We start from the raw sequence: 26,438 nt of genomic DNA, 5'->3' as shown, positions 1-26,438 counted from the left end.
TCCATCAGCTCTTATCTTTTTCTCCGAGGCGTGAGATCGCTTCCAGACGGGCAATAATATCGCCATTAATACTGCCGGTCGGGAAGTTGCCATCCTTGTCCATTTTTCCCGCTTTGCGTTTCATCAGAATTTCCATTGCCTCATCGACATGGGACACGCAGTGAATCGCGAATTTACCAGCGGCCACCGCGTTGACCACGTCGTCGTTCAGGATCAGGTTACGGCGGTTGGATTCCGGGATGATCACGCCTTGTTTACCGCTAAGTCCGCGGGCTGCGCATAAGCGGAAGAACCCTTCGATTTTTTCATTAACACCGCCAATCGCCTGCACTTCGCCGTGCTGGTTAACGGAGCCTGTCATGGCGAAGCTCTGGTCAATGGGGGTGTGAATCAGTGCCGAAATCAGGCAGCACAGTTCCGCGAGCGAGGCGCTGTCACCATCGATGTAGCCGTAAGACTGTTCCATTGCCAGATGGGCGGAGATCGCGAGCGGGAATTTCTGTGCGTACCGGTTGCCCAGGAAGCCCGTGATGATCATCACGCCTTTTGAGTGGATGGCCTGTCCGAGGGCAACTTCACGCTCAATGTCGACCACGCCTTTATGGCCAGGGTAAACGGTGGCGGTGATGCGGGCAGGAGAACCAAAGCTGGTATCGCCCAGCGACATAACCGTCAGGCCGTTGATTTTTCCGATGGCGGTGCCGGAAGATTCCAGCAGCACGGTGCCATCCATCATTTGCTCGAACAGTTTGTCGTATACGCGTCCCGTACGCTCTGTCTTGGCGGTTAAAGCGCGGTCGATGTGGCTGGCAGCGATGAGCTCGTCATTGGCAAGGCGGCGGATAAAATCGGCTTCGGCCAATAAATCAAATTGCTCGCCGATGCGGGCGCTCAATGAATCCTGCTGTTCGGCGAGTCGGGCGCTGAAGCGGATCATGCGCTCGACGGCGCAGAGTTTGAGGTCGGCGTAGCCCTGTTCGTCGACCCGGCTTTTAATCAGGCGGGCGTAGGCCGGCAGGGTTTCTTCATTGAGTGGCAGGTCGCTGTCAAAATCGACAACGGCCCGGAACAGACGTTTAAAGTCTTCGTCGTATTCCTGCAGCAGATAGTAAATATTGCGTGAGCCGATCAGCACCAGTTTGAAATTCAGCGGGATAACGGCGGGCAGCAGGGTGGTGGTATTGATCAGGCCCAACTCAGAGTAGGGCGACTCCATTTTAAGCTGGCGACTCTGCAGGGCGCGTTTTAAAGCATCCCACACCAGTGGTTCCGACAGCAGCTTTTCTGCATCAAGAATCAGATAGCCGCCGTTGGCTTTGTGCAGTGCGCCCGGCGTTACCTTGCGGTAGTTGGTCACCAATGCGCCCTGTTCGTTGGCGTATTCAATGCGGCCGAAAAGATTGGCGTAACTTGGGTGTGGCTCGTACACCACCGGGGCACCGCTGTCGGATGTATGCATGGTGGCAATGTTTGGCATCAGCGAGTCTTCGAGTGCGCTGCGCTTAACGTATTCTTCACGCAATTCCAGCAGGCGTTCTTCAACAAGCTCTTCAAGCACCAGGCGCGGCAGAAATTCCTCCATAGAGTCGAGGAAGCGGGCAATGTCCTTATGATCAGAAAAGCGCAGGCGCAGCGGCTCAATGAGCGGAGTAATGGCCGCCTTGATGGTTTCCTGATTCAGTTTGCGCAGGTCGTTGCTGCTTTCGCGCTTCCATTGCGGCAGTTCAGCCAGCTGATCGCTCAGCATTTGCTCCAGCTCGGCGATGTCATTGTGAAAGACATCGCGTTCTTCTTCGGTCAATTGCGCAAATTCGGTTTCGTCCAGAGCGCGCCCTTCACGCATCGGAGTAAAGCTGATGGCGGCGGAGTCCCGGTAAACGGCGACCCCGCGCTTGTGCGCCTCACGCTCCACTTGCTCGATGGCTTTGTCGTAGCGACGGTTAAAGACGTAATCGATGGCCGATTTTTTTTGCTGATACGTCGGGTGTTCAAGGGCGGCCGGAAATGTCGCCGACAGCTGATCAATCAGGTCGCTGATTAATTTGGTGAATTCCCCGGCTTCGGAGGGGGCCAGCTCAATGGCTTCCGGCTCGCGCGGGTTAATGAAATTGTTAACGTAGCACCAGATGTTCGGCGTTTGCTGGCGTTTGGCTTCGCTCTTGAGGTAATCGCGAACGTAGGATGAGCGGCCGGTGCCGGTATCACCCATAACGAAAATATTGTAACCAGGGCGCTGCATGGCGACGCCGAACTGGATGGCGTTGACCGCGCGATCCTGACCGAGAACACCCTGAAAGGCGTCCAGTGATCGGGTGTCTTCAAAATTCAGTGAATTGGCGGGAATGGCCTGAGTCAGTGCGGAAGCGGGCAGGGCAGTCGATTTTTTAACCATGGTGTCCGTCAGATGATGCAAAAAGGCTACAGTATTGTGCTCAACCTGTGTTGGCAAGCTGATGTGGCGCTGGGATAATTGCGCCGCTTTTTGATCGCAGGAAATCCATGTCTATTCAGCCCGAAGATCGCACAACGATCGATATGTTTGCGCCCAGCCGTCCTGGTCGGCCGCGCAGCAATCCGTACAATCGCTCTCAGCAAAGTCGTATTAATAAGCGCGTCCAGCGGCAGCGGGATCGTCTGAATGGCTTGCAACGTCTGGAAATCAAGCTCGAGGAAGAGGTGGTGAAACATCTCGATAAGGTCTGTGATGATCTTGAGCTCAGTCGTGCGGATGTTGTCGAGCTGGCCCTGAAACAGTGGCTGCATCTCTGATGCTTACGTCTTCTTTACGTAAGTCTTTCCGCTAAAGCATTTGCAGAATTGCACGCTCGTTCATTAGACTTCCTTCATTAATGGATTGCTTAGTAATGTCTGAAATGAGTGCAAGGATGCGAACACCTGTATTGACCTGTCTCTTAGTCCTGCTGGCGAGCTTGATGGCTGCCATGTCGGGATGCTCTGTGGTTAAAGAAAATCCGGCGGCTACGGCAGAAGATCTGCCGGTGATCAATGTTCCCGGCAACGAAAACACGGACGATGCTCTGGTGGCGCTCTACGGAGAGCCGTCTCTGTTGCTGGGTGCGGTATCTGACTTGTCGGGCTATGCCGTTCAGTTGTGTGACCGGAAAGCACGTGTGCTGGACGCCTCAAAACCCCTGGTTTTGTACATTGATGGTGCTCATGTTGGCCTCGGCTGGCGCAAGGATGAGCTGCTGGGCGAGCTGATGTGTCACTATTTCGATGCCTCCCTGCCGCAGATAGAGCAGCTCGCACAGGCTGATAAAGCCATGTTGCGGTTGTATTTTGTTGGTGAATCGCAGGAGCAGCGGATTTCCGGCTCGGTGTCGGATTATCTGTCGCGCCCTAAAATGCTGGGTCCGCAGTATGCGTTGCGTCGCTTTGCTGCGACTGAGCGTCAGCGTGCTGCGCAATCCAGCTTAGCGGATGAGCAGTAACTGCTTGATATTAAAGTCCGTTTTCGTTAATGTGCCGCCTCCCGACAAGCAGTCGGCCGTTATGGTGGCCTCTGCCGGTCCCCTCGCAACGATACGTCGCAAACCCCGCCAGGCCCGGAAGGGAGCAACGGTAGTGACCGACTCGTGTGCCGGGGTGTGGCTGGCAGAGGTCATCTCCAAATCTTCCTGACTTTCCATTTCTGACAAGGTATCATGCCCGTCAAAGCATGCAGACCGGTGCCGGAAATTTCATGAGTTATCAAGTACTTGCCCGAAAATGGCGCCCCCGTTTCTTTGATGAAATGGTGGGGCAGGAGCACGTGCTCAAAGCTCTGATCAATGCGCTCAACGAGCAGCGTTTGCATCACGCGTATTTGTTTACCGGCACCCGCGGCGTGGGTAAAACCACCATTGCCCGTATTCTGGCGAAATGCCTGAATTGCGAACAAGGCATCAGCGCCCGTCCGTGCGGCGAATGCAGTGCCTGCCGTGAAATCGCCGAAGGCCGTTTTGTCGATCTGATTGAGGTCGATGCGGCATCCCGCACCAAGGTAGAAGACACCCGTGAACTGCTGGACAACGTCCAGTACGCGCCGACCCGCGGTCGTTTCAAGGTCTACCTGATCGACGAAGTGCATATGCTGTCGACGCACAGCTTCAATGCCCTGTTGAAGACCCTCGAAGAGCCTCCTGCCCACGTTAAATTTTTGCTGGCCACTACAGATCCGCAAAAATTGCCGGTCACTGTGTTGTCCCGCTGCTTGCAGTTCAGTCTGAAGAACATGACCCCGGAGCGCATCGTGTCGTATCTGGGCAAGGTGCTTGAGGCCGAGTCAGTTTCGTACGAAGAGCCCGCACTCTGGCAGCTGGGACGCGCTGCGCAGGGCAGTATGCGTGATGCGTTAAGTCTGACCGATCAGGCCATTGCGTACGGAGAAGGCTCGGTTGGCGAGGCTCAGGTCAACGCCATGCTCGGTACCATGGATCGTGGACGTTTGTTCAAACTGGCTGAAATCATGGCCAAGGCGGAGCCGGCTGATGTACTGGCTGAAGTTGCCTCCATGGCCGAGCATGCACCGGATTATGATGAAGTGCTGCAGGGTTTGATGTCTGTCTGGCACAAAGCTGCGCTGGGGCAAGTGGTTCCGGATGCAATTGATAACGCCGAGGGTGATCGTGATGCGGTGTTGCAATTGTCGATGGCGATGCAGCCTGAAGATCTGCAGCTGTATTATCAGATTGCGTTGTCCGGCCGTTCCGATCTTGCTCATGCGCCGGATCCGCGTCAGGGGTTTGAAATGGTCCTGCTGCGCATGCTGGCGTTTCGCCCGGCGCCGACCGCTCCGGTTGAACTTGACTTGACCTCTGCGCTTCAAAAAAAAAAGTCAGTAGCTCAGCCGTCTCAGATTAACGCTCAAACAGCTGAGTCTGTCGAAATTGCGGCGCCTACCCAAACTGTAGCGACAGTTGAAGCGGCGGATCTTGAGCCTTCAGTACTTGTTGATACCGAGTCTGCGGCTTTCGGAGCCCACACCGACGTTTCGGCTGATTTGCCAACTTATGATGCGGATGATCGGTTTGATACTGGCGACGTCAGCGATGAGCCGCCGGCAGCGAATGCCGTACAGGAAGCTGAGCCGGCTTCCAACTCGAACGATTCACCGGTCACGGCTCCAGCAGCGGATTCTCCGCAGGCGCTCACCACAGAGTCATCTGGTGAGCAGAGCGGAGCGCAGAATCCAGAAATAAAAGAGGACACGGCGGCCGCGGTTCAGGACCTGCCTCTGCTGCCTCATACGTGGTGGCAGTGGGTGTCGCGCCTTAAACTGGCAGGATTGCCAATGGCGATCGCCCGTAACAGTGCGCTGATCGCGGTCGATGGCCATCAGTTGTACTTTGATGTCGACCCGGTGCAGGGCGCGCTGTTTAACGCGGCGCAGCAACAACGAATTCAGGATGCCCTGCAGGAGCTGCTGCCCGGTGTCAGCATTATGATGCAGTTGCAGTCTCCGCGCGGTGAAACACCCGAGCAGCGGCGCCAGCGCGAAAAGGCCGAAGCTCAGTATGGCGCCCGTCAGGCCATCGATGGCGATCCGCTGGTGCAGAAAATTCTCGCCGATTTCGGCGCTAACGTGCTGGACGACACCGTGCGTCCGGTCAGTTAAAACAGTTAAACAGGAGATACCTATGATCAAAGGTGGAATGGGCAACCTGATGAAGCAGGCGCAAAAGATGCAGGAACAACTGCAGAAAGCGCAGGCGCAGATTGCTGATGCAGAAGTGACCGGCGAATCCGGTGCAGGTCTGGTGAAAGTGGTGATGAACGGCCGTCATGACGTTAAACGCGTCCTGCTGGACGACTCTGTCATGTCCGAAGACAAAGAAATGCTGGAAGACCTGCTGGCGGCTGCGGTTAATGACGCGGTGCGTAAAATTGAACAGCAGAGCCAGGAGCAGATGGCGAAAGTAACTTCAGGCATGGGCTTACCTGCCGGTATGAAACTGCCGTTCTGATTCATGACTTTGCCGGCCGCTTTCACTGATCTTGTTCAGGCGTTTGATGCCCTTCCGGGTATCGGACCAAAAGCGGCTGCCCGTCTGGCGCTGGCGACCATGGCGAGCGACCCAGGCAGTCAGCTTGCCACGGCATTGACGGCCGCGCGGGCGCAGCTTCATCTGTGCAGCCGCTGTTTCTGTCTTGCAGAGCATCACTTATGTTCCGACTGTCAGCATCCGGAAACGGACAATACCTTATGGGTGGTTGCCGACATCACAGATTGGGCGCTTCTGCGCGAGCAGGGCCTGAAACCCTTTGTGCTGCATGGCTTATTGTCGCCTTCGGCGGGTATCGGGCCCGGACAGATACGACTGGCGGCGCTGCACTCCCGCATCCGGCAGGAAAGCGTAGAACATCTGAAGCTTTGCTTTCGCCAATCGGTGGAAGCAGCCGCCACGGAACACTTTATCCGCACCTTGTTAGCGGACAGCGACTGCTCCGTTGAACGAGCGGATGAGCCCGGTGTAAACACAACAGGAGAGTGCGGCGATGGGTAAACTGAAAATCCCTCAGCCGGTGTGGATTACATCGGATGAAACATTGTCTGACGCCTGTCAGCGCTGGCTGACCGAACCCTATCTGGCTGTCGATACCGAATTTATCCGCACCACCACCTTTTACCCGGAAGCAGGACTGGTGCAGATCGCGGACAGCACAGGTTGCACTCTGATCGACCCGCTGCAGATCCGCGACTGGACTCCGTTTGCCGAAGTACTCCAGCACCCTCTGGTGGTGAAAGTGTTTCACGCCTGCGCCGAAGATCTGGAAGTTTGTCGCCGCCTGACCGGCGTGATGCCGTCGCCGCTGGCGGATACGCAGCTGGGTGGAGCCTTTGCCGGCCTCGGCGGCGTGATGGGTTTTCAGCGTCTGGTAAAAGAAGTTCTTAACATCAATTTGCCAAAAGAAGAGACCCGCTCTGATTGGCTTAAGCGTCCACTCCGTGAGGAGCAGGTCGAATACGCCGTAGCAGACGTGCATTATCTCTATCGGCTTTATCCGAAATTGATGTCGATGCTCAAAAAACTCGGCCGCCAAAACTGGCTGTCGGAAGACTGTGACCAGTTGCTGCTGGGTGCGGAGAAGAGCGAAAAAGCGGGTGCCTATTATCGCCGGGTGAAAATGGCCTGGAAGCTGCGTCCGCAGGAATTGCTGGTGTTGCAGCATCTGGTGCTCTGGCGTGAAGAAGAAGCGCGTGAGCGCAACGTGCCGCGCAATAAAGTGGTGGACGACAATGCTCTGTGGAATATCGCGCGCTTTAAGTCCCGGCACAGAGAGCAGCTAGCCAAGGCCGGAGTATCTCCGGCCATTATCCGCGAGGATGGCGATACGCTGCTGAATATCGTTGATGAGGTGATGGCCGCCGACAAGAACGCCTGGCCAAAACAACTCGACAGGCCATTGTCACCACAGGCAGGGCAGTGGCTCAAGTTGCTGAAAGAGGCCGTCGCCTCCAAGGCGGAAATGCTCGGCATTCCTCCAGAATTGCTGGCCCGAAAAAAAGCGCTGGAGTCGCTGGTGCGCTCCGGCTTCCCGAATGGCCCTTTCCGCCTTCCCGACAGTCTGAGTGGCTGGCGCAAGGCGGAAATCGGTGATTATTTAATTCAGATTTTGCAGGATCAGACGCGAGTGATCGCGCTGCGTAAAGTGAGTCATGACCAAAGTATTGTGTGATATCTACAAAAGCCGCAAAAAGGACGAGGCCTATCTGTACGTCAGCCGTAAAGACGGCCTGACCCGCGTGCCGGAAGCCTTGTATGAGATTTTCGGCAAGCCGGAACTGGCCATGACACTGATCATTACCCCGGAGAAGAAATTCGCCCGGGCTGATGCAGAAAAAGTTCTGGAATCGCTGGAGTCCAAAGGCTACTACCTGCAGATGCCACCACCCAAAGAGCAGTACATGCTCGACCTGTTCTGCAAGCTGGATAAAGAATGAGCGCCAAAGCCTTCTGGCAGGAAAAGAAACTGTCCGAGATGACCCGCACAGAGTGGGAATCTTTGTGCGACGGATGTGCTTTGTGTTGCCTGCATAAGCTTGAGGATGAAGATACCGGCGAGGTGTATTACACCGACGTACATTGCCGATATCTGGAAAAATCCGCTTGCCGTTGCTCTGTGTATCAGGAGCGCAACATTAAGGTGCCAGAGTGCGTCTGGCTGACGCCGGAGCAGGCGGAAATGTTCTTCTGGTTACCGCCGACCTGTGCGTATCGCCTGCTGGCGGAGGGTAAACCTCTGTTCGACTGGCATCCACTGGTATCCGGAGATCCGGACAGTGTACACACGGCCGGAATTTCGCTGCGCGACAAAGGAATTCCGGATGATCAGATTTCTGAAGATGAGTGGCAGGATCGAATTATATGGAAGGCCTGATGGAGTACCTGCCGGCGTGGGCGGGATATCTGGTGTTTGCCCTGATTGGTTACCGTTGCTGGCGGTATCTGTTTTTCTGGCTCAGGGAAGACAGTGACGTGCGTCGCTTTTTTCACACACTCGGTGCGGTTTTGCTGTTTACGCCAGCGCCAGTGGCCGCCGGCTCGTCGTTCTTCGCGCCAGCGTTTGTGGTATTCCCATTCACTCTGCTGGGCAGTGGGCTGGCATCTGCCATGTATTCAGTAACCTGGCTGCTGGGGGGCTTGTGTACCGGACTGGTGATTTTGGGTGTGCGGCAATTCCTCGCATGGATGAAAGAGAAAACAGAAAACGATCGTTAATTAAAAGCGGGCAGAGCCCGCTTTTTTTATGCCTGGTCCGCAGCTTAGAAAAAACTTTTTTTATTCCTTTTCTGGCTAACCCCTAATTCTTTGCTAGTTTTAAAACAGGAGTGTTCAGCAATCACGTCAGTGATTCCGGGCATGTGTTTAACTTGGGGGTTATCCGTCAGTGGAGTAATCGGGTCAGAAGCAGATTACTGCTCTCTGATTGATGAGAGGTTGGATTATGGCTAATCATATCTTCATTCTGGCAACTGTAATGCTGTTGGCTGGCATTTTTGGGGGCTTGGTAAATTACTATCTTTATGGCGACAAGGATCCGGACGCTGCAAGTCTGCCACGCTTCCTTGTCGTAGGTGTGGGTGCTTCGTTTCTGGTGCCGGTGGTGCTGGATATGGTCAACAGTGAACTGGTACTCGAAAGCCAGGGGGATCCAAGTCGCCTGCTGATTTTTACCGGTTTCTGTCTGATTTCGGCCCTGTTAAGCCGCTTTTTTATCGACAATCTGTCGGATCGCATCCTTAACGAAGCTCAGGTGGCCAAAGCGCGCTCAGAAGAAGTTCAGCAAAATCTGCGCATTATTCAGAGTGAACTGCTGCCGTTGATTGACACCGAAACCGAACAGGATATGGCCGCTCAGGAAGATCCTCAGGTGTCTCAGGCGAATGATGAACTTGATGTGACCTCGACTCAGGTCCTGAAAATCCTGTCGTCCGGCCGCTTTATCTTCCGTTCGCTGGCAGGTGTTTGCCGTGAATCCAATCATGAAGAGTCTACCGTTCTCAAAACGCTGCATGTGCTGGTAAATCGCAGTCTGGCCGGCAAGGTCAGCGGTAAAAATGGCGTTCGCTGGCACATCACCGAGAAGGGTCGTCGCGTCCTCGAATCCCAGCTTTGATTTTGTAACCCCCGGGAGCGCTTATGATGATGGATCGTTGGCTGTCGGGGGTGATTTTTGCATCACTCCTGTCGTTCATTCTCTCGCCTCTGGCATCCGCTGAGGATGCAAAACCCTCGGATGTCCGCATTCTGGTTGACATATCCGGCAGCATGAAAGAAACGGATCCCGCTAACTTGCGGATTCCCGCCGTCAATCTTCTCGTTGAACTCCTGCCTGACAATGCACAGGGCGGTGTCTGGACATTCGGTCAGTTCGTCAACATGCTGGTGCCGCTGGCGCCGGTTGATAGCAAGTGGCGCGCACTGGCGAAAAAAGAAGCGACGTCGATTAATTCAGTCGGGCTGTTTACCAATCTGACCGGCGCGCTGGAGAAAGCCTCCTGGAAGCTCGCTGCCGACAGCGGCTTTAATCAGAGCCTGATCTTACTCACTGATGGCAAAATCGACATGCCGGCGGTCGCCGGTAAAGACGTTAATGCATCTGAACGCATTCGTCTGTTCAAGAGCGTTTTGCCTGCATACGCAGCGGCGGGTGCAAAAATTCACACGGTTGCGCTGTCCGATCAGGCGGATAAAAAACTGCTGCAGCAGATTGCTCTCGAAACCGGAGGGATGTATCTCGAAGCATCCGACTCCGACGGCTTGCTGAAAGCCTTTCTGAAAGCCTTTGATCGTGCGGTGCCGGCCGAACAGGTACCGATGACGGACAATAAATTCACCATCGACGACAGTGTTAAAGAATTCACAGCGTTGATATTCCGCCGTCCGGGCGCCAAAGAAACCCGGCTGATCAGTCCTTCCGGCAAGGCGATTGCGTCCGGCATGGCGGATGACAAAGTGCGCTGGCATCAGGACGTGAATTTCGACCTTATCACGGTGTCGGAGCCAGAAGCTGGCGAGTGGCAGGCCGACGCCGATCTGGATCCGGACAATCGCGTGCAGATTCTTTCTGATCTGAGTCTCAGCGTGACCGGATTGCCGAACAGCCTGTTTTCAGGCAATCCCATTGAACTCGAAATGGCCCTGAAAAACAGTGGCGATACGGTTGCAGAAAAAGCCATTCTTTCTCTCACGGATTTCACGCTGAAAGTAACGGCGCCTGACGGGCGATCCGGCAGTAAGCTGCTTTCTGACCCTGAAAATCTGCCTGAAGACGGTGTGTTCAAAGAATCTCTGACCCGTCTGTCCCAGATTGGCGAATATCAGTTCGAAGTCACCGCTGTGGGGCGCACATTCCAGCGCCGCCAGCTGTTGACCGCCAGTCTTATGGAACCGCTGGCGGTTACTGTTACGGACTTTCCGCAGGAAGAACGGGTTCACATCCGGGTGTCGGCGGAAAGCGACAACGTGGATACGGGCCTGAGCCGTGTGATTGCCAAAATCACCAGTCCTGATGCCAGCTCTCTCATCAATACCATGACCTTTGATCCGGCCGCCAATGCCTGGCAAATGGATCTGACGCCGGATAAAGGCCCTGGGCACTATGAGGTTGTGCTGAATATTCGTGGCGTAACCAGCTCGGGGGCTACTTTCCGCTCCAAGCCGGATGACGTGATCCGTGATTTCCCTCTGCTCGGTGCCGGCCATGATACGGCAGCTTCCGAACCCGTGAGCAGCGAAGAAAAAGCGGCAGAGCCGCAGGGTGGTCAGCCAGATAAGATCGACGAAGCACAGGTTAGCGAGCCTTCTGGGCCTGAGGCCAATCAGCCCAGAGTGGAAGAGCCCAAGGCCGAGCCAGATGAGCCGCCTGCAGAACCTGCTGAGCCACCACGGGCCGAAATAGCACCGGATCTGGCTAAGCGTTTTGCTGAGCAGGCAGGGGAGGAACCCGTTGTTGAGGAGGTCGCCGACGATGGTTTGCCATGGTGGGTTTACGTATTGCTTGCGGTCGGCAATCTGGCGCTGTTCGGTGGGGCAGGTGCCTGGTGGTTCCTGAAAAAACGGAAAGCCAAGCCTGCTGATATGCCAGCACCTGTCTCGTCCGGAGCGCCCGGACTTGCCAGTGTCGGTGAGGCGCTGACAGACGAAGATTTCTCTGGCGACTTCGATTCCTTCAGTGACGCTGCGGAAGAAGATATCCCGATGCCTGAAGAGCGTCCGGTACAGTCGCCAAGCTCGATGGGTAGTGACACCAACATCAATGTGTCACTGGACGATGACTTTGCCATCGACCCTGACCCTGAAGATGCCACCGGTCCGGACGATGACTGGGGCGAATTCGATACCGACGATAAGAAATAAACCGGTTATTACCCGCCGCCGAGTGTCTGGCGGCGGCGGGGCGATACCTTGCCGATAATCACCCCCCTCCTTATACTGCTGGCCTGATTTGTCGATCGTTTTCATTTCGAGGTTAGCATGAAGTTTCAGGGCACCCAGCAGTACGTCGCCACTCCAGAGCTGCAGATGGCAGTGAACGCAGCAATCGCACTCAAGCGTCCTCTGTTACTGAAGGGTGAGCCTGGTACAGGCAAAACCATGCTGGCCGAGCAGCTGGCTGAGTCTCTGGGCACTGAACTGATCCAGTGGCACATCAAAAGTACCACCAAGGCCCACCAGGGTTTGTACGAGTACGATGCAGTCTCCCGTCTGCGTGACTCTCAGCTGGGTGTCGACAAAGTGCACGACATCAAGAACTACATTGTGAAAGGCAAACTGTGGGAAGCCTTTACCGCCGACAAGCCGGTGGTGCTGCTGATTGATGAGATCGACAAAGCCGATATCGAATTCCCGAACGACCTGCTGCTTGAGCTGGATAAAATGGAGTTCTATGTGTACGAAACGCAGGAACGCATTGTCGCCAAGCAGCGTCCGATCATTCTGATCACCAGTAACAACGAGAAAGAACTGCCGGACGCCTTCCTGCGTCGTTGTTTCTTCCATTACATCGATTTCCCGGATCGCGAGACCATGAAGGCGATTGTCGATGTTCATTACCCGTCGGTTCAGGCAGAACTTGTACGCGAAGCACTCGATGTGTTCTTCGATGTGCGTAAAGTCCCTGGCCTTAAGAAAAAGCCGTCCACCTCAGAACTGATCGACTGGCTGAAGCTGCTGATGGCCGATGACGTTGGCCCGGATGTGCTGCGCAATGCCGACAGCACCAAAGCGATTCCGCCTCTGTACGGCGCCTTGCTGAAAAACGAGCAGGACGTTCAGCTGCTCGAAAAGCTGGCTTTCATGAGTCGCCGCAAAGGCTGATGCCGGCATGCTGATCGATTTTTTCCAGTCTGTCCGCAAAGCACGCGTTCCCTGTTCAGTGCGTGAATACCTCGATCTGGTCGAGGCCGTCCGCGCGCATGTTGCTTTTGCTGACCTGAATGAGTTTTACGCCTTGTCCCGGCTGGTGCTGGTGAAAGACGAAAAACACTACGACAAATTCGATAAAGCGTTTGCTGCCTATTTTCATGGGCTGGACGCGCTGCCTGACTTTATGGCGGAAGCCAATATTCCTGAAGACTGGATGCGTAAAGAGTTTGAACGCATGTTGTCGGAAGAAGATATGGCCAAAATCGAGGCGTTGGGCGGCCTCGATAAAGTGCTGGATGAATTTAAAAAGCGCATGGAAGAACAGCACAAACGCCATCAGGGCGGTAACAAGATGATTGGTACCGGCGGCACCTCCGCGTTCGGCGCCAATGGTTACAACCCTGAAGGCATTCGCATCGAGCAGGGCCGCTCCCGCCATAAAAAGGCGATTAAGGTCTGGGAACAACGCAACTACAAAGATCTCGACGACAACATTCAGCTGGGCATCCGCAACGTAAAAGTTGCCTTGCGCCGTTTGCGTAAGTTTGCCCGTCAGGGCGCCGTGGAAGAGCTGGATCTCGGCGACACCATCAGCTCCACGGCGCGCAATGCCGGATTTCTGGATATCAAGATGGTGCCCGAGCGCCACAACAGCGTAAAAGTGCTGCTGTTCTTTGATATTGGCGGCTCGATGGACCCGCACGTGCGGGTGTGCGAAGAGTTATTCTCCGCCGCGCGTACCGAGTTCAAGCACATGGAAACCTTTTACTTCCATAACTGCCTGTACGAATCGGTGTGGAAGAACAATATCCGCCGCACCAATCAGCGCACCGACACCTGGGAAATCCTGCGTAAGTTCGGGCCTGACTATAAGGTCATTTTTGTCGGCGATGCCATGATGGCGCCTTACGAGGTCACCCATGTCGGTGGTAGCGTTGAGCACTGGAATGAAGAGCCGGGCGCCGTCTGGATGCAGCGCATGGCCGACCATTACAGCAATCTGGTATGGCTCAATCCGGCCCCGGAATCGTATTGGGGGCAGGGCGGTTCGCTGGGGGTGATCCGTGACATTGTGCATCAGCATATGTACCCGCTGACGCTGGAAGGCCTTGAAAAGGCCATACGCTACCTGAGCAAGTAACGGCCAGAGGGGATCATGCTGTTATTGGTACGCATGTTCCGATTGATTGATACTAAGAAGCTGTAGGACAATGCAGCGATAAAACGGCACGGATGCCCGATAACTAGAACATAAAATAGGGCTGCCACCCATGTTGGCTTTGGGGAACATTCTGTCCGTCTGCGCGCGTTTTTGCCGTGGCGGATGCCTGACCATTCTCACACTGTGCAGTGCGCTTGCGCACGCCGAAAACACGGCCTATGCCCTGCATAAAGGCCCGGGCAACGCCTTTCCTGTTGTTTATGAAATTCCTGCGGATACCAAACTGTCGGTGATTGCCCTGCAATCCGGCTGGGTACTGCTGTCTGATGGTCGCCGCGAAGGCTGGCTGCCGGCGTCAAGCCTGCAGGCGGGCGAAGGGCGCACCCCGGCGCAAATATGGTATCTGAACGACGTCTCCCGCACTGGCCGCTGGTCGACATCCTTTGCGGCCAATACCCTCGGAGATGTAGGTGTCGGCCTGGAGTGGCAGTGGACGGGCCCATATTCCCTGATTGCAGAAGCCAGTGTCGGCGGCGAGGGGAACGCCACTCAGCAGCGGCTGCTGCTGGGCGCCTCCCGCGCGCTGGTCAGCAAAGAACACTTTATCTGGTCTGCCGAGCTGATGGCAGGAACAGGCCTGCAGAATGCCGACAGCTCGCGTTGGGACGACCATGCCGACACCAGTGTTGCCCTGCTTACGGCATCCACCCGCTTCCGTTTTGACCTCAGCCAGACGCTGGCTGTGAGCGCCGCCTTTGGTGCTGAACAGGCGATCGGCGGCACCGATGCTTTCAATCCCTTCACCGCCCTCAGCTGGACGCTTGCGCTATGAAGCCATTTACCATCCTGTTGTCCGGTCTCTCGCTCGGACTGTTTCTGTCGCCTCAGGCATTCTCAGCTCAGGTGCAGGAGATTTATGCACCTCAGGTAAAAACCGCCGAACTGACGGAGAAAGAGGCCGTTGATGTGCGCCACGGCACCTGGGGTATCGGGCTTGTGCATCAGTCGCAGGAAAACCTCAGCGCCCGCATGGGACTTAACCTGAATATCCACTGGTTCGCCGGTGAGCAGTGGTACGTGCTCGGCGAATATCAGTACGCACCCTTTAACTCTGAAGAACTGTCATCGGGCAGTACCGTGCTGCTTGAGGCCAATGAAACGGCGACCGTTCTGGCGGGCGGCGTTGGTTATGCCTTTATGCAAGGCGCTGGCAGTTTCAACGGCCGTAAAAGCTTTCCATGGCAGGTCGCACTGGAAGGCCTGATCGGCCGCCAGGACACAGGCTCAACCACTGGCCGCTATACCGGACTTGGCCTGTCTTGGCAGGTGCAGACCAATTCCTTCTGGGTGGCAACCGGCTGGCGCCTGTACGCCAGCGACGACAGCCGTCTGAAAGCCATTGACGTGAATTCGGGGGCGCAATGGGGCGTATCGTTCGGCTCATCCTTCTGAGCTTCATCCCGCTATTGGGCGTAGTGACACAGGTTCAGGCCCAATCGGCCAATTTATTACCCGGACAAGTGGTGGAGGATTTCACTCTGCCGTCAGCCGTCGGCAGCTGGGGGCAACGTTTGGCCGAACAGAAAGGCCGTCCGGTGATGCTCATCTGGACCAACCGCTGCAACCGTTGCGAAGAGTCGCTGGCGCATTATCAGCTTTTGGCTGAAAGCCACGCCATAGACGGACTGGTCAGCTGGGTGATCTGGACACCTTACAAAGAAGATGTGCCGCCGCGCATGCGCCTGCCGGTGTTAGAGAACAACGGTCGCTGGCAAACCGCATGGCAGTTTGAACCCCGCCCGGCGGTCATGCTGATCAGCGCCGACGGCGTTCTGGATTATTTATTCACCGGCAATCTGCAACGCCGGTTCAGTGACGTAGAACAAGTGATGGCCAGCTGGGTTAGCACCCAGTTGGTCAGTCAACCGTGAGGTTTATATGAAACGTACAGCTGCCCTCGCATTATTTGTGATCTCTGCCTTTGCTGCGGCAGAAGACGCCCAGATTGCCGGCGATATTGCCGGTGTAAAACGCTCTGTGCTCGAACTCAACAAAGACCTGTATGCGCTGGAAGATGCGCTGCTGAGTCCGGCCACCACGCGCGCCGCGCTTTATCTTTCGCTGCTGCACGGCGAGTTTTTTGAACCTCTGTCAATCGAAGTGACGGCAGAAGGCATGACGCCTGTGCATCACATTTACACCGAACGTCAGGTGTCGGCGCTGCGTCTGGGGGCGGTACAGCCTCTGGCCGAAATGAATTTAGGGCCGGGGCGCCACGCCTTGCGCGCAGTCGTGCGCGGTGTAGATCAGCTGGGTCAGAACCGCGAACTGGTGGTAGAGCAGACGGTAGAAAAAACCGACAAGCCACTGCTGATGGAAGTGGTGATCAACGACAATAACGAACGCCAGTCGGCGTCAGCTGAGCTGCGCTTCTGGTAATTTGCATGATTCATCGCCTGCGGACATTCGCCCTGACTGTGTTGTGCCTGCTGCCGTTGCATACGCTGGCAGACGACGCCGTGTCCGACCCACTGCTGCGCCTTGAAAAGGGTGCCTTTTATTTTCATTACCTGAACGACGACTACCAGCCGGCGCTCAATAGCCTTGCCCGCCTTAAAACGCTGGAAGGCTCAGTATCGGGTGAAACCCGGCTGATGGAAGCCGCTATTTTGCTGGCACTGGGCCTGACGGATGATGCGGCAGGTATTTTCCGTGATGTACGCGAATTGTCGGCACCGGCGGATTCCTGGTTTTATGTCGCCCGCGCTTTGTTTGCTCAGGGGCGCTACGAAGACAGTGAACTGGCCATTCAGCGCGCCTTCAGTTCGGTCAGTCTTCCGGCATTGAGTGCCAAATACTACGACGAGGCCCGTTATATTCTGGTCAGCGCACTGGCGCATCAGGATCGAATTAACGACGCCATGGATCAGCTGGCCAATATGCCGGACGCCTCCATCTGGACCGGCTACGCCCGATACAACCTCATCATTGCCCGCATGCGCCTGTACACGCCGGGGCGAGACCTGGGCAAGCTGGTCGAAGAAGCCGTTTATTACCTGCCAAAAAATTACGAAGGTCAGGCACTGAAGGACCGCGTATTACTGGTTGCCGGTATTCACGCACTGGAAACCGGCAAGGCAAAAGAAGCCGAAACGTATCTGGCGCAGATGTCACAGGACAGTCCGTTTGCGGCTCCCGGATTGCTGCAATACGGCTGGGCGCTGGTTGAACAATGGCGCTACGAAGAAGCACTTCAGCCCTGGCGGATTCTGCAGCAACGTTTTCAGCCATTTCACCCGGCTGTCATGGAATCCGTGCTGGGTGTGCCACACGCACTTGAGCTGCTGAACGCCACAACACAATCGCTTAAAACCTATGAAATGGTCGAAGGCCGCCTGCAATCGCTGCTCGATCAATTGGGCGAACAGAATAAACCCGCTGTTATTAATGCATGGCTGGGTCAGTGGCTGGCAATGCAGGATGGTGAGTGGGGCTGGCAGCGCACGCGTATTACCGATATGCCGGATACGCCATTGTCGGCCACCCTGCAGGCACTGCTGGATGATTCAGCATTTACCTCAGCGGCATTTCGTCTGCATGAATTAACCGCCATGCTGGCGGCCACCGAGCAGCAGCAGGCCGATATGCAGTTGTGGTCTGACACACTGATCCGTCGCCAGCAGGCGCTTAAATCGGTGCAGGGGGCAAAACAGCTGGCTGCACTGGAGCAACGCCGTGCGTCCTTGTCGTCTGTCCTTGATGCCTTAAGTGCCCGTCTGGCTGCGGAAGATAACAAGGTATTTGCCTACGCATCGTCTGCGGATGAGCAGAATGTGCAGCGCCTGCAGCGTGTCGTGCCCAATGTCGATGCACTGCAGAAAATTGCAACGCCAACACGGGATTTGCTGACCTATAAAGAGCGCTGGCGTCGTGCACGTGGTCTGGAATTGTGGCAGATCTACGAATTCAAACCCGAGCGCCAATGGCAGGCCAACAATGCGTATTGGGCGCTGCAATCGGACATCAGTGATCTGCAGGAGCAGCTCAATAATACCCGCGCCGCATTAACCTGGGCGGACAGCAGCTGGCAAGGTTTTCCGCAACAAGTCATCACCATGCAGCAACGGCTTGCGCAGCAAAAAGCGCAGCTGGCGCGTCTGCGTGACGCTGAGCAGGCTGGCATTCAACGTCAGATTCAGGACTACCTCGACAGCCTGACCGTGCGCATCACCGATTATCTGGCGCAAACCCGCTTATCAGTTGCGCGCCTGTATGACGACGCGCTGCAGAAAAACATCGCCGAATTACCGCTGGACGAGCCGGAAGACAATACACCTGCAGAACCGTCCACCGACACGCAGTCTCAGGATGAACCACAAAATGCACAGCAGCCGGACGCCGTTTCTCCGGAAGAAACACCAGCGAGCGATGCGCAGGAGGTGGCCCATGAATAAAGTAGGGTTCGCACTGCTGCTGCCATTGCTGCTGTCCAGTTGCAGTCTTTTCGCACCGGCAAAAGAAGATCAGAACACGCTGGGCGCCATCCCCCTGTTGAAGGTTCGCCTGCTGTCCAACGATCCGTTGGAAACCTCGCACGAAGACGTTATTAACCGTTACCAGAAATATCTGGATGTAGCGACCGATCCGGAAATGCGTGTGCGGGTTTCGCATCGCATTGCCAACCTGAAATTGCAGGAAGAAGAGCAGGAGCTCAGCCTGACGGACGAGGTCAGTGAGAGTGCGGCATCCACCCGCGAAGAACGTGCAGCGGCAATGACGGCCATTCGTGATTACGAAAATCTGCTGCAAAGCTTCCCGGACCGTACTGACAACGATGCGATTCTGTATCAGCTGGCAAAAGCCTACAGTCTGGCCGGCCGCATGCAGATGACCATTGCCACGCTCGAACAGCTGGTCACTGAATTTCCGCGCTCTGAATATTATCTGGAAAGTGAATTCCGCCTTGGTCAGCTGCTGTACGCCAGCAGCGACTACGAAGCCGCAGAAGCAGCCTATCAGCGCCTGCGCCTGTATGGCGCCGATGGCAACCAGTACTACATCAGTGCCGGCTACCTGAAAGGCTGGGCGATTTTCAAACAGGATCGCCTCGAAGACAGTCTGGTCGCCTTTACAGAATTACTGGACGAACAATATCCGGACACCAAAGCGCTGACCGGCGCCACCGGCGGTGATCTGGATATGCTCAACGATATCCTGCGCATTATGGCGATCATGTTCGACGATATGGGCGACTGGGAACAGATTGCCCAGTTCTTCGACGCCCACGGCAAGCGTCATTACGAATATCTGGTGTATGACCGTCTGGCCACGCTGTATTACGACAAGCAGTACTACAAAAGCGGTGCCTCTACGCTGCGCGCGTTTGTATTGCGCTACCCGGATGACGTACTGGCGCCCTCGTATTATGAACGTCTGATTGCGGGTTATCAGAAAGCCCGTTATCCGGATCTGGCGCGTAAGCACAAAGAAATTTACAACACCATGTTCGGTGTCGGCACGCCGTACTGGAACACCCATACCGATGCGATGCGCGATCAGCTGACCAAAACCCTGTCGGGCTATATCTGGGATCTTGCCGGCTTCTGGCATGCCTGGGGACAAGGCGCGAAAAAATCGACCGACAAACAGGAACGTCTGACTGAGGCTGAGCGCTGGTACATCGAATATATCCGCAGCTTCCCGGCGGCGGACGACACGGTCAAAGCGCATTTCCTGCTGGCGGAAGTTGCCACCGAGCTGAACCAGTATCCGCTGGCAAAAGATCACTACGAAATTGTTGCCTACCAATATCCGGCTTATGAAAAAGCCGCAGAGGCCGGATACGCCGCGATATTGTCATTCAATAAATACCGGCCAGCAAAAGCCGAATCGCTGGCGTGGCGTCAGGCGACGGTGGCCAGCGCATTGCGCTTTGTGCAGGAATTTCCGCAGGACACCCGTACCGGCGTGGTGCTGGTAAATACCGCAGAAATGCTGCTGAAAGACAAATATTATAGTCAGGCTCTGACCACCTCCCGTCTGGCTTGGGCAGCAGAAGGCCAGTTGGATGAACGCTATCGCTATGGTGCGGCGCTGGTGCGCGGTCATGCGTCCTTCGAACTGGAAGAGTACGCCGAATCCGAGCAGGCATTGCTGGAAGCGCAGGGCTACAGCCGCATTTCGCGCAAAGAAAAACAGGAGCTGCGCGAAAAAGTAGCCGCCGCCATTTACAAGCAGGGTGAACTGGCGAAAGCGCAGGGCGATTTCCCCGGTGCGGTTGTGCACTGGCGCCGTCTGGCCTCGGTAATTCCGGAAAGCGACACCCGCATCAGCGCCGAATACGACGCCGCGACCTTGCTGATGGAAAACCACGATTACGATCAGGCGATTGAAGTGTTGCTGAAATTCCGCGCTGATTACCCTGAGCACAGATTAACCAAAGACATTCCGTCCAAGCTGATCGTGGCTTATGAAGACAAGGGCGAGTGGCGAAAAGCAGCGTTTGAACTGCAACGCATCTGGGCAGATGGTACCGATCCGGAACAGCAGCGGGTTGCCTGTTTCCAGGCCGCCGAATATTTCGAAAAGGCCGGCGACAAAGACAATGCTGTGACCATGTATAAGCGCTACGCACACAGCTACAAGAAGCCATTCGATGCGGCGATTGAAGCGCACTTTAAACTGGATCAGATCTACGCGGCCGAAGGCGATGAAGAAAAACGCCGTTTCTGGCTGGATCAGATCATTACGCTGCACTCCAAGGCCGGCAAAGAACAGACTGACCGCTCCCGCTATCTGGCGTCAAAAGCCGCTTACGATCTGGGTGAATTTGAGCGCGGCCGCTATGAAAAAATCGCACTCACGCTGCCATTGGACAAGAGCGTAACCCGCAAAAATGCCGCCATGCAGGCGGCGCTGAAGCGGTACACTCAGGCCGTGCAGATCGGCTCGCTGGAATACACCACGTCATCGACGTTCCGTATTGGCGAACTGTACAAACAGCTCAGCCAGGCCCTGATGAAATCGGAACGACCAGCGGGTATGGATGATGTTGAAGCGGAGGAATATCAGTTCCTGCTGGAAGAGCAGGCGTTTCCGCTGGACGAAGCCGCCATTGAAATTCACCAGACCAACGTCGGCCGTACCTACGACGGCCTGTATGATCAGTGGATTAAACAGAGCTACCGGTCGCTGGGCGAGTTAATGCCGGGGCAATACAACAAACAGGAAAAGGCGGTGACCTATGTCGACCAGATCCGATAACCGCCGTCCGCTGCTGCTGGCTGTTTTTTGCCTGAGCCTGCTGTCCGGGTGCAGCCTGTTTCAGCCGAAGCCGGAAATTGTGGATACCGACCCCGCTAAAATGCCGCTGCCTCCTGAGCTGATCGAAGCCTACAACGAAGGGCTGGCGCTGCTGAAAGACGGCGAATATGACGCGGCTGAATTGCACTGGACGGGCCTGACCGAACAATACGCTCAGTATCCGGGTAACTGGCTGAATCTGGCCGTTGCACAATACCGGCTGGAGAAGTTTTCTGAGAGCCTGAGCAGTGTTGGCAAGGCACAGGAAATAAATCCGGAATTTTGTCCGGCTTATTCGGTGCGCGGGTTGGATGAACGCGAACTGGGACAGTTTAAAGAAGCGGAAAAGAGTTATTTGTCGGCCATTCAATGCAACCCGGCGGACGTTAATGCCCGGTATAATCTCGGCATTCTGTACGATCTGTATCTGCACGACCTGCCCAAAGCACTCGAACAGTACGCTCAGGTGCAGACAATGAATGCAGCCCCGGACGAAACCATCGCCATGTGGATTACCGATCTGGAGCGTCGTAATGCCGAGCAGGTGGCGGGGGATGGTTCATGAAACAATTTATCGCACTGTTGTGTGTGCTGATCAGTTCAGTAACGGCAGCAGATAATGTGGTCAGACTGGAAGGGATTTCCATTCAGGGCAACAGTGAAGAACCCAACGTGCTTTACATTACACCCTGGCAGCCACCACCGGGCACAGGCCGCTTGTATCAGCCTGTTTCCAGTTACCGGCAACAATGGCTCAGCGAAACGGATCGCCAGAGCTTTAACCGGGAATTACGCTACGCGGAACGATACGCACCGCTGAAGCCGGATGCAGAAAAGCTGCGCCAGCTCACGGATGCCAACCGCTGACTGTTGAATACTTAAAAACACAATACGCTGAATAACGGCGACACAAACCATTGGGGGATATTTATGGATACTATTATTCGCTTCTTTCAGGAAGGCGGTGCATTTATGTACCCGATCGCCTTCGTTATGGCGGTTGGCCTGGCCATTGCCATCGAACGTCTGCTGTTTCTGATGAAAGAAAAATCCAGCAACCGTCGTGCATTTGAAGAAATGCTGCCGATGCTGCAAAAGCGCGATTTGCGTAACGCGCTGAATTACGCCAATGGTTCAGGTACCAAAATCGGCGATATTTTCTCGGCGGCCATTGCCCGCATTCCTGGCAGTCAGCGTCGCGAAGAAATTGAATACGCGCTGGAAGAAGGCCTGATGGAAGCCATACCGCAACTGGAAAAGCGTACTCAGTACGTAGCAACGCTGGCCAACATCGCCACCCTGATGGGCCTGCTGGGTACCATTATGGGTTTGATCGCCGCCTTCACCGCGGTGGCCAATGCCGCTCCTGCTGAGAAAGCCGCTCTGCTGTCACAGAGTATTTCTGTGGCGATGAACACCACGGCCTTTGGTCTGATGGCGGCTATTCCGCTGATTCTGTTGCACAGCTTTCTGCAGACCAAAACCAACGAGATCGTCGACAGCATTGAAATGGCCGGCGTGAAATTCCTGAACATCATCACCGAGCGCAAACCAGGTCAGACCCCTAACGGCAACTGAGATGTAAGCCCATGAGACGCCAAAAACGTATACAGGAAGAGGCGGAACTCAACGTTACATCCTTCATGAACCTGATGATCGTACTGGTGCCGGTACTGCTGATGAACATGGTGTTCTCGCAACTGGCGGTGCTCGATCTCAAGTTGCCGCTGGGCGATCAGCCGGGTGCTGTGAATCCAGAGGATGTTTCGCTTGAAGTGGTGATCCGTAAGGACGGTTTTGAAGTAACCCGTACTTATCAGGAAAAATCCGAATCGCTTGCTCTTCTGCCCAAGAAAGATGGGGCCTTCGACTACAGCCGTCTGTCCACAACCTTGCAGGATATTAAAAAGAATCCTGGGTTTGAGGATAAAAAAGACATCAGCTTACTGTCCGAGCCCGGCATTGATTACCAGACGCTGGTCACTGTGATGGATACCGTGCGTATTTATCCGGCGGTCGTGGCGGCATCACTGGTGGATGCAACCCTGTTTCCGGAAATCTCGCTTGGCGATGCACCCGGTAGCGAAGGGGAGGTGACGCCATGAAAATGTCACGTCGCGCCAAGCGCATGCAGCGTAATCACAAGCGCAATGCCAATAAAAGTGGTCTGAACCTGACGGCCCTGATGGATATTTTCACCATTCTGGTGTTCTTCCTGATGGTGAACCAGTCAGAGGTCGAAGTGCAGAATAACGACTCGATCAAATTGCCGGTGTCGGTAGCAGACAGTAAGCCTGCGGAAAACGTCACCGTCATGATCAGTACGGCCGATATTCTGGTTCAGGGCCGTGTCATTATCAGCACCGCGGAAGCCGCTAAATCCGAGCAGGATGTCATTGCGGCGCTGAGCAAAGAGCTTGAGTACCTGGCGTCGCGTACGCCACTGTCGGCCGAGCAAAAAGCACAGGGGCGCCCGGTCACCATTATGGGTGACAAGGAGATTTCCTACACGCTGCTGAAAAAGGTCATGAACACCTGCGCCAAGGCGGAATTCAACAATATTTCGCTGGCGGTGAATCAGTCGCAACCCGGACAGGGAGGTGCCTGATGACCGTGTATTATCGTGCACCTCAACTGCCGTGGACGGATGGCGACGACAAGCATCGCTTCCTGCCAGTTCTGGTGGGTCTGATGCTGATCGTTCTGGTGGGCGGCCTGATTATTCCGTTTATTCAGCTGCCGGACATCGACCGCAAAGAGCTGGAAAAACTGCCGCCGCAACTGGCAAAAGTGATCGAGCGTAAGAAACTCGAAGTGCCGAAGCCGTTGCCGCCGAAAAAGGAAGAGCCAAAGCCCGAGCCAAAGAAAGAGGAACCTAAGCCTGAGCCAAAACCTGAGCCCAAGCCGGAGCCGCCTAAACCTAAGCCCGAGCCAAAACCTCAACCGAAGCCTAAGGTAGAAGCGCCTAAGGAAAAACGTGAGCAGGCCAAAGAGACCGCGAAGAAAGCTTTCGGTAACGAAGCGCTGAGCGCACTCAGCAGCATCCGCACTCAGGTGCCGATTGCCGCCCTGAATACGTCCAGCAAAGGCTTGTCGAATGCCGGCAGCGCAGCGACCAATGTGGGCACCGTCATCGACCGCAATGCTGCTACCCGGACATCGGGTGGTGTGGATGTGGCCACGCTGACCAAGACCACCGTTGGTGAACAGCTGGGCGAACGTCAGGTGACCGCGGTAGAAATGACGGCCGAGCAGCAGGAAGCCGAAGCCGCTGCAACCACTCGTTCGCAGGAAGAGTTGCGTCTGGTGTTTGAGGCGAACAAGGTGAATTTCGACCGGCTGTACCGCAGTGCCTTGCGTAAAAACCCGGCACTCGCAGGTTCGCTTACTTTACGTGCGGAAGTTCAACCGAACGGCAGCGTATCAAGCTGTGCCGTGATCAAGAGCGAGCTGAAGGACGATGGCCTGATCAAGCGCATCGAGTCCAAGTGTCGTCAGATGCAGTTTGATGCCCGCAAAGGCATCGACATTACAGTGGCGGAATATCCGATCCGGTTTATGCCGTAGTACATGTCCGCGCGGTTTAACGCGCGCATAAGGCTCCGGTCCGTATGACGGAGCCCATAAAAAAGGCCGCATCAGCGGCCTTTTTTATTTTCATTGATCACTTTCAGCCAAGCGTAATCTGCGGCAGCAGCGGGGCGGTGACGGTCATTTTCTCGGTCGGCGCCATCACAGTGGCTTCGCCGGTGGCTACCACCTTGCCGTCCTGATTGGTGACGGTGCAGCCCAGCGTCACGACCGGCTTGCTGTCGTGCTTGGCGGTTACTTCCAGCACCACAGACAAGGTGTCGCCAATCATCACTGGCTTGCGGAACGACAGATTTTGTCCCAGATACACGGTGCCAGGACCCGGCAGATTCATTGCCAGGGCAGCGGAAATTAAGGCGCCGGTGAACATGCCGTGCGCGATCTGACCTTTAAATGGGGTGGTCGCGGCATACTCCGCATCCAGATGCACCGGGTTGTGATCACCCGAAACGGAGGCGAACAGAATAAGATCCCGTTCACTCACTTTGTGCATGCGTTCGCAACGCTCGCCAATTTCAATTTCCGCAAACGTGCGGTTGGTTATGGTTTCCATACTGCTTCCTTCAGCCAGTTAACAACATCCGTAAATACGTCACGGGCGTTGATCTCGTTCAGCATCTCGTGACGACCGTCAGGGTACAGGCGCAGTGTTACCCTGTCATGACCTGTTTGCGCAAAATGCTTGTGCAATAAAGGAAGCCCTTTGCCCATCTGGCCGACAGGATCTTTGTCGCCGCCAAAGATATAAACGGGCAGGGTGGCCGGGATTTTTTTCATATTGTCGGAGCGGGCAAGCTCCTGCAGACCGGACAATAAATCGATCCAAAGCTGCAGGGTTACCGGGTGTCCGCAATAGGGATCCTGAATATACGCATCGACCTGTCCGTCATCGCGGCTGAGCCAGTCAAAGGCGGTGCGGTGCGGCCGGAATTTCCGGTTGAATTCGCCGAACGATAACGTATCCATGACGCCCGACAAGTGTCGCTGTCCCTGCACGGAACGCAGCAGGGTAGCGACGGTTTTGCCGGCTGCTACCAGCGCACCCGGCTGGTGATTGGAGCCCGACAGAATCAGCGCCTTCAATGTATCGCCATGGCGCATGGCGTACCCCTGAGCAATAAACGACCCCATGGAATGGCCGAACAGAATGCGCGGTTCGTCGCCGCACACAGCGTTCTGAGCACGGGCGATGTCATCCATCAAAAGTTCCCAGCCACCGATGCCCGCCTGATCACGGTCGGCGAAATGCCCCAGAGGTTCCCGACCACCGTGACCGCGGTGATTATGCAGGATCACCTGGTAGCCTTCGGCGTGCAGGAACTCGGCAAACGACTGATAACGCAGACAGTGTTCGGCCATGCCGTGCAGTATGTGGATGGTCGCGAGTGGGTTTGAGGCGGGCAGAACCCAGGCGTCAAAACGGCTGTTATCTCGGGTATTTATGCTTATTTTGTTCATTATTTGATCACGCTGGCGAGAATGTGAGCAGCCTTGTCGGAAAAGGCTGGCTG

28 protein-coding genes and 1 other RNA gene are annotated in these 26,438 nt (G+C 55.4%); 26 read left to right on the top strand and 3 right to left on the bottom strand.

The window, feature by feature from the left end; all coding sequences use genetic code 11:
- Nucleotides 1–4: 4 nt before the first annotated feature.
- Nucleotides 5–2,392: a Lon protease family protein gene (locus ACQUQU_RS07395; protein ID WP_430462601.1), complete on the bottom strand. Its 2,388-nt coding sequence runs from the start codon at nt 2,390–2,392 to the stop codon at nt 5–7.
- Nucleotides 2,393–2,499: 107 nt separating this feature from the next.
- On the opposite strand from ACQUQU_RS07395, the gene ybfE reads away from it, so the two are divergent.
- The 26 genes from ybfE (at nt 2,500) to ACQUQU_RS07265 (ending at nt 24,903) form a co-directional block, all read left to right on the top strand.
- Entirely contained in the window at nt 2,500–2,769 is a 270-nt protein-coding gene (gene ybfE / locus ACQUQU_RS07390; RefSeq protein ID WP_430462600.1) for a LexA regulated protein, read from the top strand.
- Between the two features lie 95 nt (nt 2,770–2,864).
- Nucleotides 2,865–3,452 (top strand): hypothetical protein, encoded by a 588-nt coding sequence (locus ACQUQU_RS07385; RefSeq protein ID WP_430462599.1) that lies wholly within the window; start codon nt 2,865–2,867, stop codon nt 3,450–3,452.
- Between the two features lie 72 nt (nt 3,453–3,524).
- Nucleotides 3,525–3,621, top strand: an RNA gene (gene ffs, locus ACQUQU_RS07380) — signal recognition particle sRNA small type.
- 82 nt (nt 3,622–3,703) lie between these two features.
- The gene (gene dnaX, locus ACQUQU_RS07375) at nt 3,704–5,617 is read left to right on the top strand and encodes a DNA polymerase III subunit gamma/tau (RefSeq protein ID WP_430462598.1); all 1,914 of its coding nucleotides are present in this window, start codon (nt 3,704–3,706) and stop codon (nt 5,615–5,617) included.
- A 22-nt stretch (nt 5,618–5,639) separates the two neighbouring features.
- Nucleotides 5,640–5,966, top strand: a complete 327-nt coding sequence (locus ACQUQU_RS07370) for a YbaB/EbfC family nucleoid-associated protein (protein WP_430462597.1) — start codon at nt 5,640–5,642, stop codon at nt 5,964–5,966.
- Between the two features lie 3 nt (nt 5,967–5,969).
- Nucleotides 5,970–6,506: a hypothetical protein gene (locus ACQUQU_RS07365; protein ID WP_430462596.1), complete on the top strand. Its 537-nt coding sequence runs from the start codon at nt 5,970–5,972 to the stop codon at nt 6,504–6,506.
- Nucleotides 6,499–7,680 carry a ribonuclease D gene (rnd, locus tag ACQUQU_RS07360; RefSeq protein WP_430462595.1) on the top strand — a complete coding sequence of 394 codons (1,182 nt, stop codon included), beginning with the start codon at nt 6,499–6,501 and terminating at the stop codon, nt 7,678–7,680. Before ACQUQU_RS07365 ends, rnd begins: the two co-directional genes overlap by 8 nt.
- On the top strand, nt 7,661–7,945 hold the full coding sequence (locus ACQUQU_RS07355) for a YcgL domain-containing protein (RefSeq protein ID WP_430462594.1): 285 nt from the start codon (nt 7,661–7,663) through the stop codon (nt 7,943–7,945). The genes rnd and ACQUQU_RS07355 overlap by 20 nt, the downstream gene beginning before the upstream one ends.
- The gene (locus tag ACQUQU_RS07350) at nt 7,942–8,382 is read left to right on the top strand and encodes a YcgN family cysteine cluster protein (protein WP_430462593.1); all 441 of its coding nucleotides are present in this window, start codon (nt 7,942–7,944) and stop codon (nt 8,380–8,382) included. Before ACQUQU_RS07355 ends, ACQUQU_RS07350 begins: the two co-directional genes overlap by 4 nt.
- A complete protein-coding gene (locus ACQUQU_RS07345) occupies nt 8,370–8,723 on the top strand; it encodes a hypothetical protein (RefSeq protein WP_430462592.1) in 354 nt (117 codons plus the stop codon). Before ACQUQU_RS07350 ends, ACQUQU_RS07345 begins: the two co-directional genes overlap by 13 nt.
- A 226-nt stretch (nt 8,724–8,949) precedes the next feature.
- Nucleotides 8,950–9,621, top strand: a complete 672-nt coding sequence (locus ACQUQU_RS07340) for a YEATS-associated helix-containing protein (protein ID WP_430462591.1) — start codon at nt 8,950–8,952, stop codon at nt 9,619–9,621.
- A gap of 23 nt (nt 9,622–9,644) precedes the next feature.
- Nucleotides 9,645–11,864 (top strand): VWA domain-containing protein, encoded by a 2,220-nt coding sequence (locus tag ACQUQU_RS07335; protein WP_430462590.1) that lies wholly within the window; start codon nt 9,645–9,647, stop codon nt 11,862–11,864.
- A gap of 117 nt (nt 11,865–11,981) precedes the next feature.
- Entirely contained in the window at nt 11,982–12,824 is an 843-nt protein-coding gene (locus tag ACQUQU_RS07330) for an AAA family ATPase (protein WP_430462589.1), read from the top strand.
- Nucleotides 12,825–12,831: 7 nt separating this feature from the next.
- Nucleotides 12,832–14,013 carry a vWA domain-containing protein gene (locus ACQUQU_RS07325; RefSeq protein WP_430462588.1) on the top strand — a complete coding sequence of 394 codons (1,182 nt, stop codon included), beginning with the start codon at nt 12,832–12,834 and terminating at the stop codon, nt 14,011–14,013.
- A 130-nt stretch (nt 14,014–14,143) separates the two neighbouring features.
- Complete coding sequence (locus tag ACQUQU_RS07320; protein WP_430462587.1) at nt 14,144–14,866, top strand: hypothetical protein; 723 nt, start codon at nt 14,144–14,146, stop codon at nt 14,864–14,866.
- Nucleotides 14,863–15,486: a hypothetical protein gene (locus ACQUQU_RS07315; protein ID WP_430462586.1), complete on the top strand. Its 624-nt coding sequence runs from the start codon at nt 14,863–14,865 to the stop codon at nt 15,484–15,486. Before ACQUQU_RS07320 ends, ACQUQU_RS07315 begins: the two co-directional genes overlap by 4 nt.
- A 23-nt stretch (nt 15,487–15,509) precedes the next feature.
- Nucleotides 15,510–15,965 carry a hypothetical protein gene (locus ACQUQU_RS07310; RefSeq protein ID WP_430462585.1) on the top strand — a complete coding sequence of 152 codons (456 nt, stop codon included), beginning with the start codon at nt 15,510–15,512 and terminating at the stop codon, nt 15,963–15,965.
- A gap of 7 nt (nt 15,966–15,972) precedes the next feature.
- Nucleotides 15,973–16,473: a hypothetical protein gene (locus ACQUQU_RS07305; protein WP_430462584.1), complete on the top strand. Its 501-nt coding sequence runs from the start codon at nt 15,973–15,975 to the stop codon at nt 16,471–16,473.
- Between the two features lie 5 nt (nt 16,474–16,478).
- A complete protein-coding gene (locus tag ACQUQU_RS07300; RefSeq protein ID WP_430462583.1) occupies nt 16,479–18,488 on the top strand; it encodes a hypothetical protein in 2,010 nt (669 codons plus the stop codon).
- Entirely contained in the window at nt 18,481–21,297 is a 2,817-nt protein-coding gene (locus ACQUQU_RS07295; protein ID WP_430462582.1) for a tetratricopeptide repeat protein, read from the top strand. Before ACQUQU_RS07300 ends, ACQUQU_RS07295 begins: the two co-directional genes overlap by 8 nt.
- The gene (locus ACQUQU_RS07290; RefSeq protein WP_430462581.1) at nt 21,278–21,901 is read left to right on the top strand and encodes a tetratricopeptide repeat protein; all 624 of its coding nucleotides are present in this window, start codon (nt 21,278–21,280) and stop codon (nt 21,899–21,901) included. Before ACQUQU_RS07295 ends, ACQUQU_RS07290 begins: the two co-directional genes overlap by 20 nt.
- The gene (locus ACQUQU_RS07285; RefSeq protein WP_430462580.1) at nt 21,898–22,203 is read left to right on the top strand and encodes a hypothetical protein; all 306 of its coding nucleotides are present in this window, start codon (nt 21,898–21,900) and stop codon (nt 22,201–22,203) included. Before ACQUQU_RS07290 ends, ACQUQU_RS07285 begins: the two co-directional genes overlap by 4 nt.
- Before the next feature lie 63 nt (nt 22,204–22,266).
- Nucleotides 22,267–22,914, top strand: a complete 648-nt coding sequence (locus ACQUQU_RS07280; protein WP_430462579.1) for a MotA/TolQ/ExbB proton channel family protein — start codon at nt 22,267–22,269, stop codon at nt 22,912–22,914.
- Nucleotides 22,915–22,925: 11 nt separating this feature from the next.
- Entirely contained in the window at nt 22,926–23,441 is a 516-nt protein-coding gene (locus ACQUQU_RS07275; protein WP_430462578.1) for an ExbD/TolR family protein, read from the top strand.
- Nucleotides 23,438–23,944: an ExbD/TolR family protein gene (locus ACQUQU_RS07270; RefSeq protein ID WP_430462577.1), complete on the top strand. Its 507-nt coding sequence runs from the start codon at nt 23,438–23,440 to the stop codon at nt 23,942–23,944. Before ACQUQU_RS07275 ends, ACQUQU_RS07270 begins: the two co-directional genes overlap by 4 nt.
- On the top strand, nt 23,944–24,903 hold the full coding sequence (locus ACQUQU_RS07265; RefSeq protein ID WP_430462576.1) for an AgmX/PglI C-terminal domain-containing protein: 960 nt from the start codon (nt 23,944–23,946) through the stop codon (nt 24,901–24,903). Before ACQUQU_RS07270 ends, ACQUQU_RS07265 begins: the two co-directional genes overlap by 1 nt.
- 103 nt (nt 24,904–25,006) lie before the next feature.
- On the opposite strand, the gene ACQUQU_RS07260 is transcribed toward ACQUQU_RS07265, so the two are convergent.
- A complete protein-coding gene (locus tag ACQUQU_RS07260; protein ID WP_430462575.1) occupies nt 25,007–25,480 on the bottom strand; it encodes a MaoC/PaaZ C-terminal domain-containing protein in 474 nt (157 codons plus the stop codon).
- The gene (locus ACQUQU_RS07255) at nt 25,468–26,385 is read right to left on the bottom strand and encodes an alpha/beta fold hydrolase (protein ID WP_430462574.1); all 918 of its coding nucleotides are present in this window, start codon (nt 26,383–26,385) and stop codon (nt 25,468–25,470) included. The genes ACQUQU_RS07260 and ACQUQU_RS07255 overlap by 13 nt, the downstream gene beginning before the upstream one ends.
- Nucleotides 26,386–26,438 lie beyond the last annotated feature (53 nt).

It is taken from the genome of Thalassolituus sp. LLYu03 (genome assembly GCF_050507655.1).
GTDB lineage: Bacteria > Pseudomonadota > Gammaproteobacteria > Pseudomonadales > Oceanobacteraceae > Venatoribacter.
The sequence above is the reverse complement of the archived record's forward strand: the minus strand, read 5'-3'. Positions and strand labels throughout refer to the sequence as shown.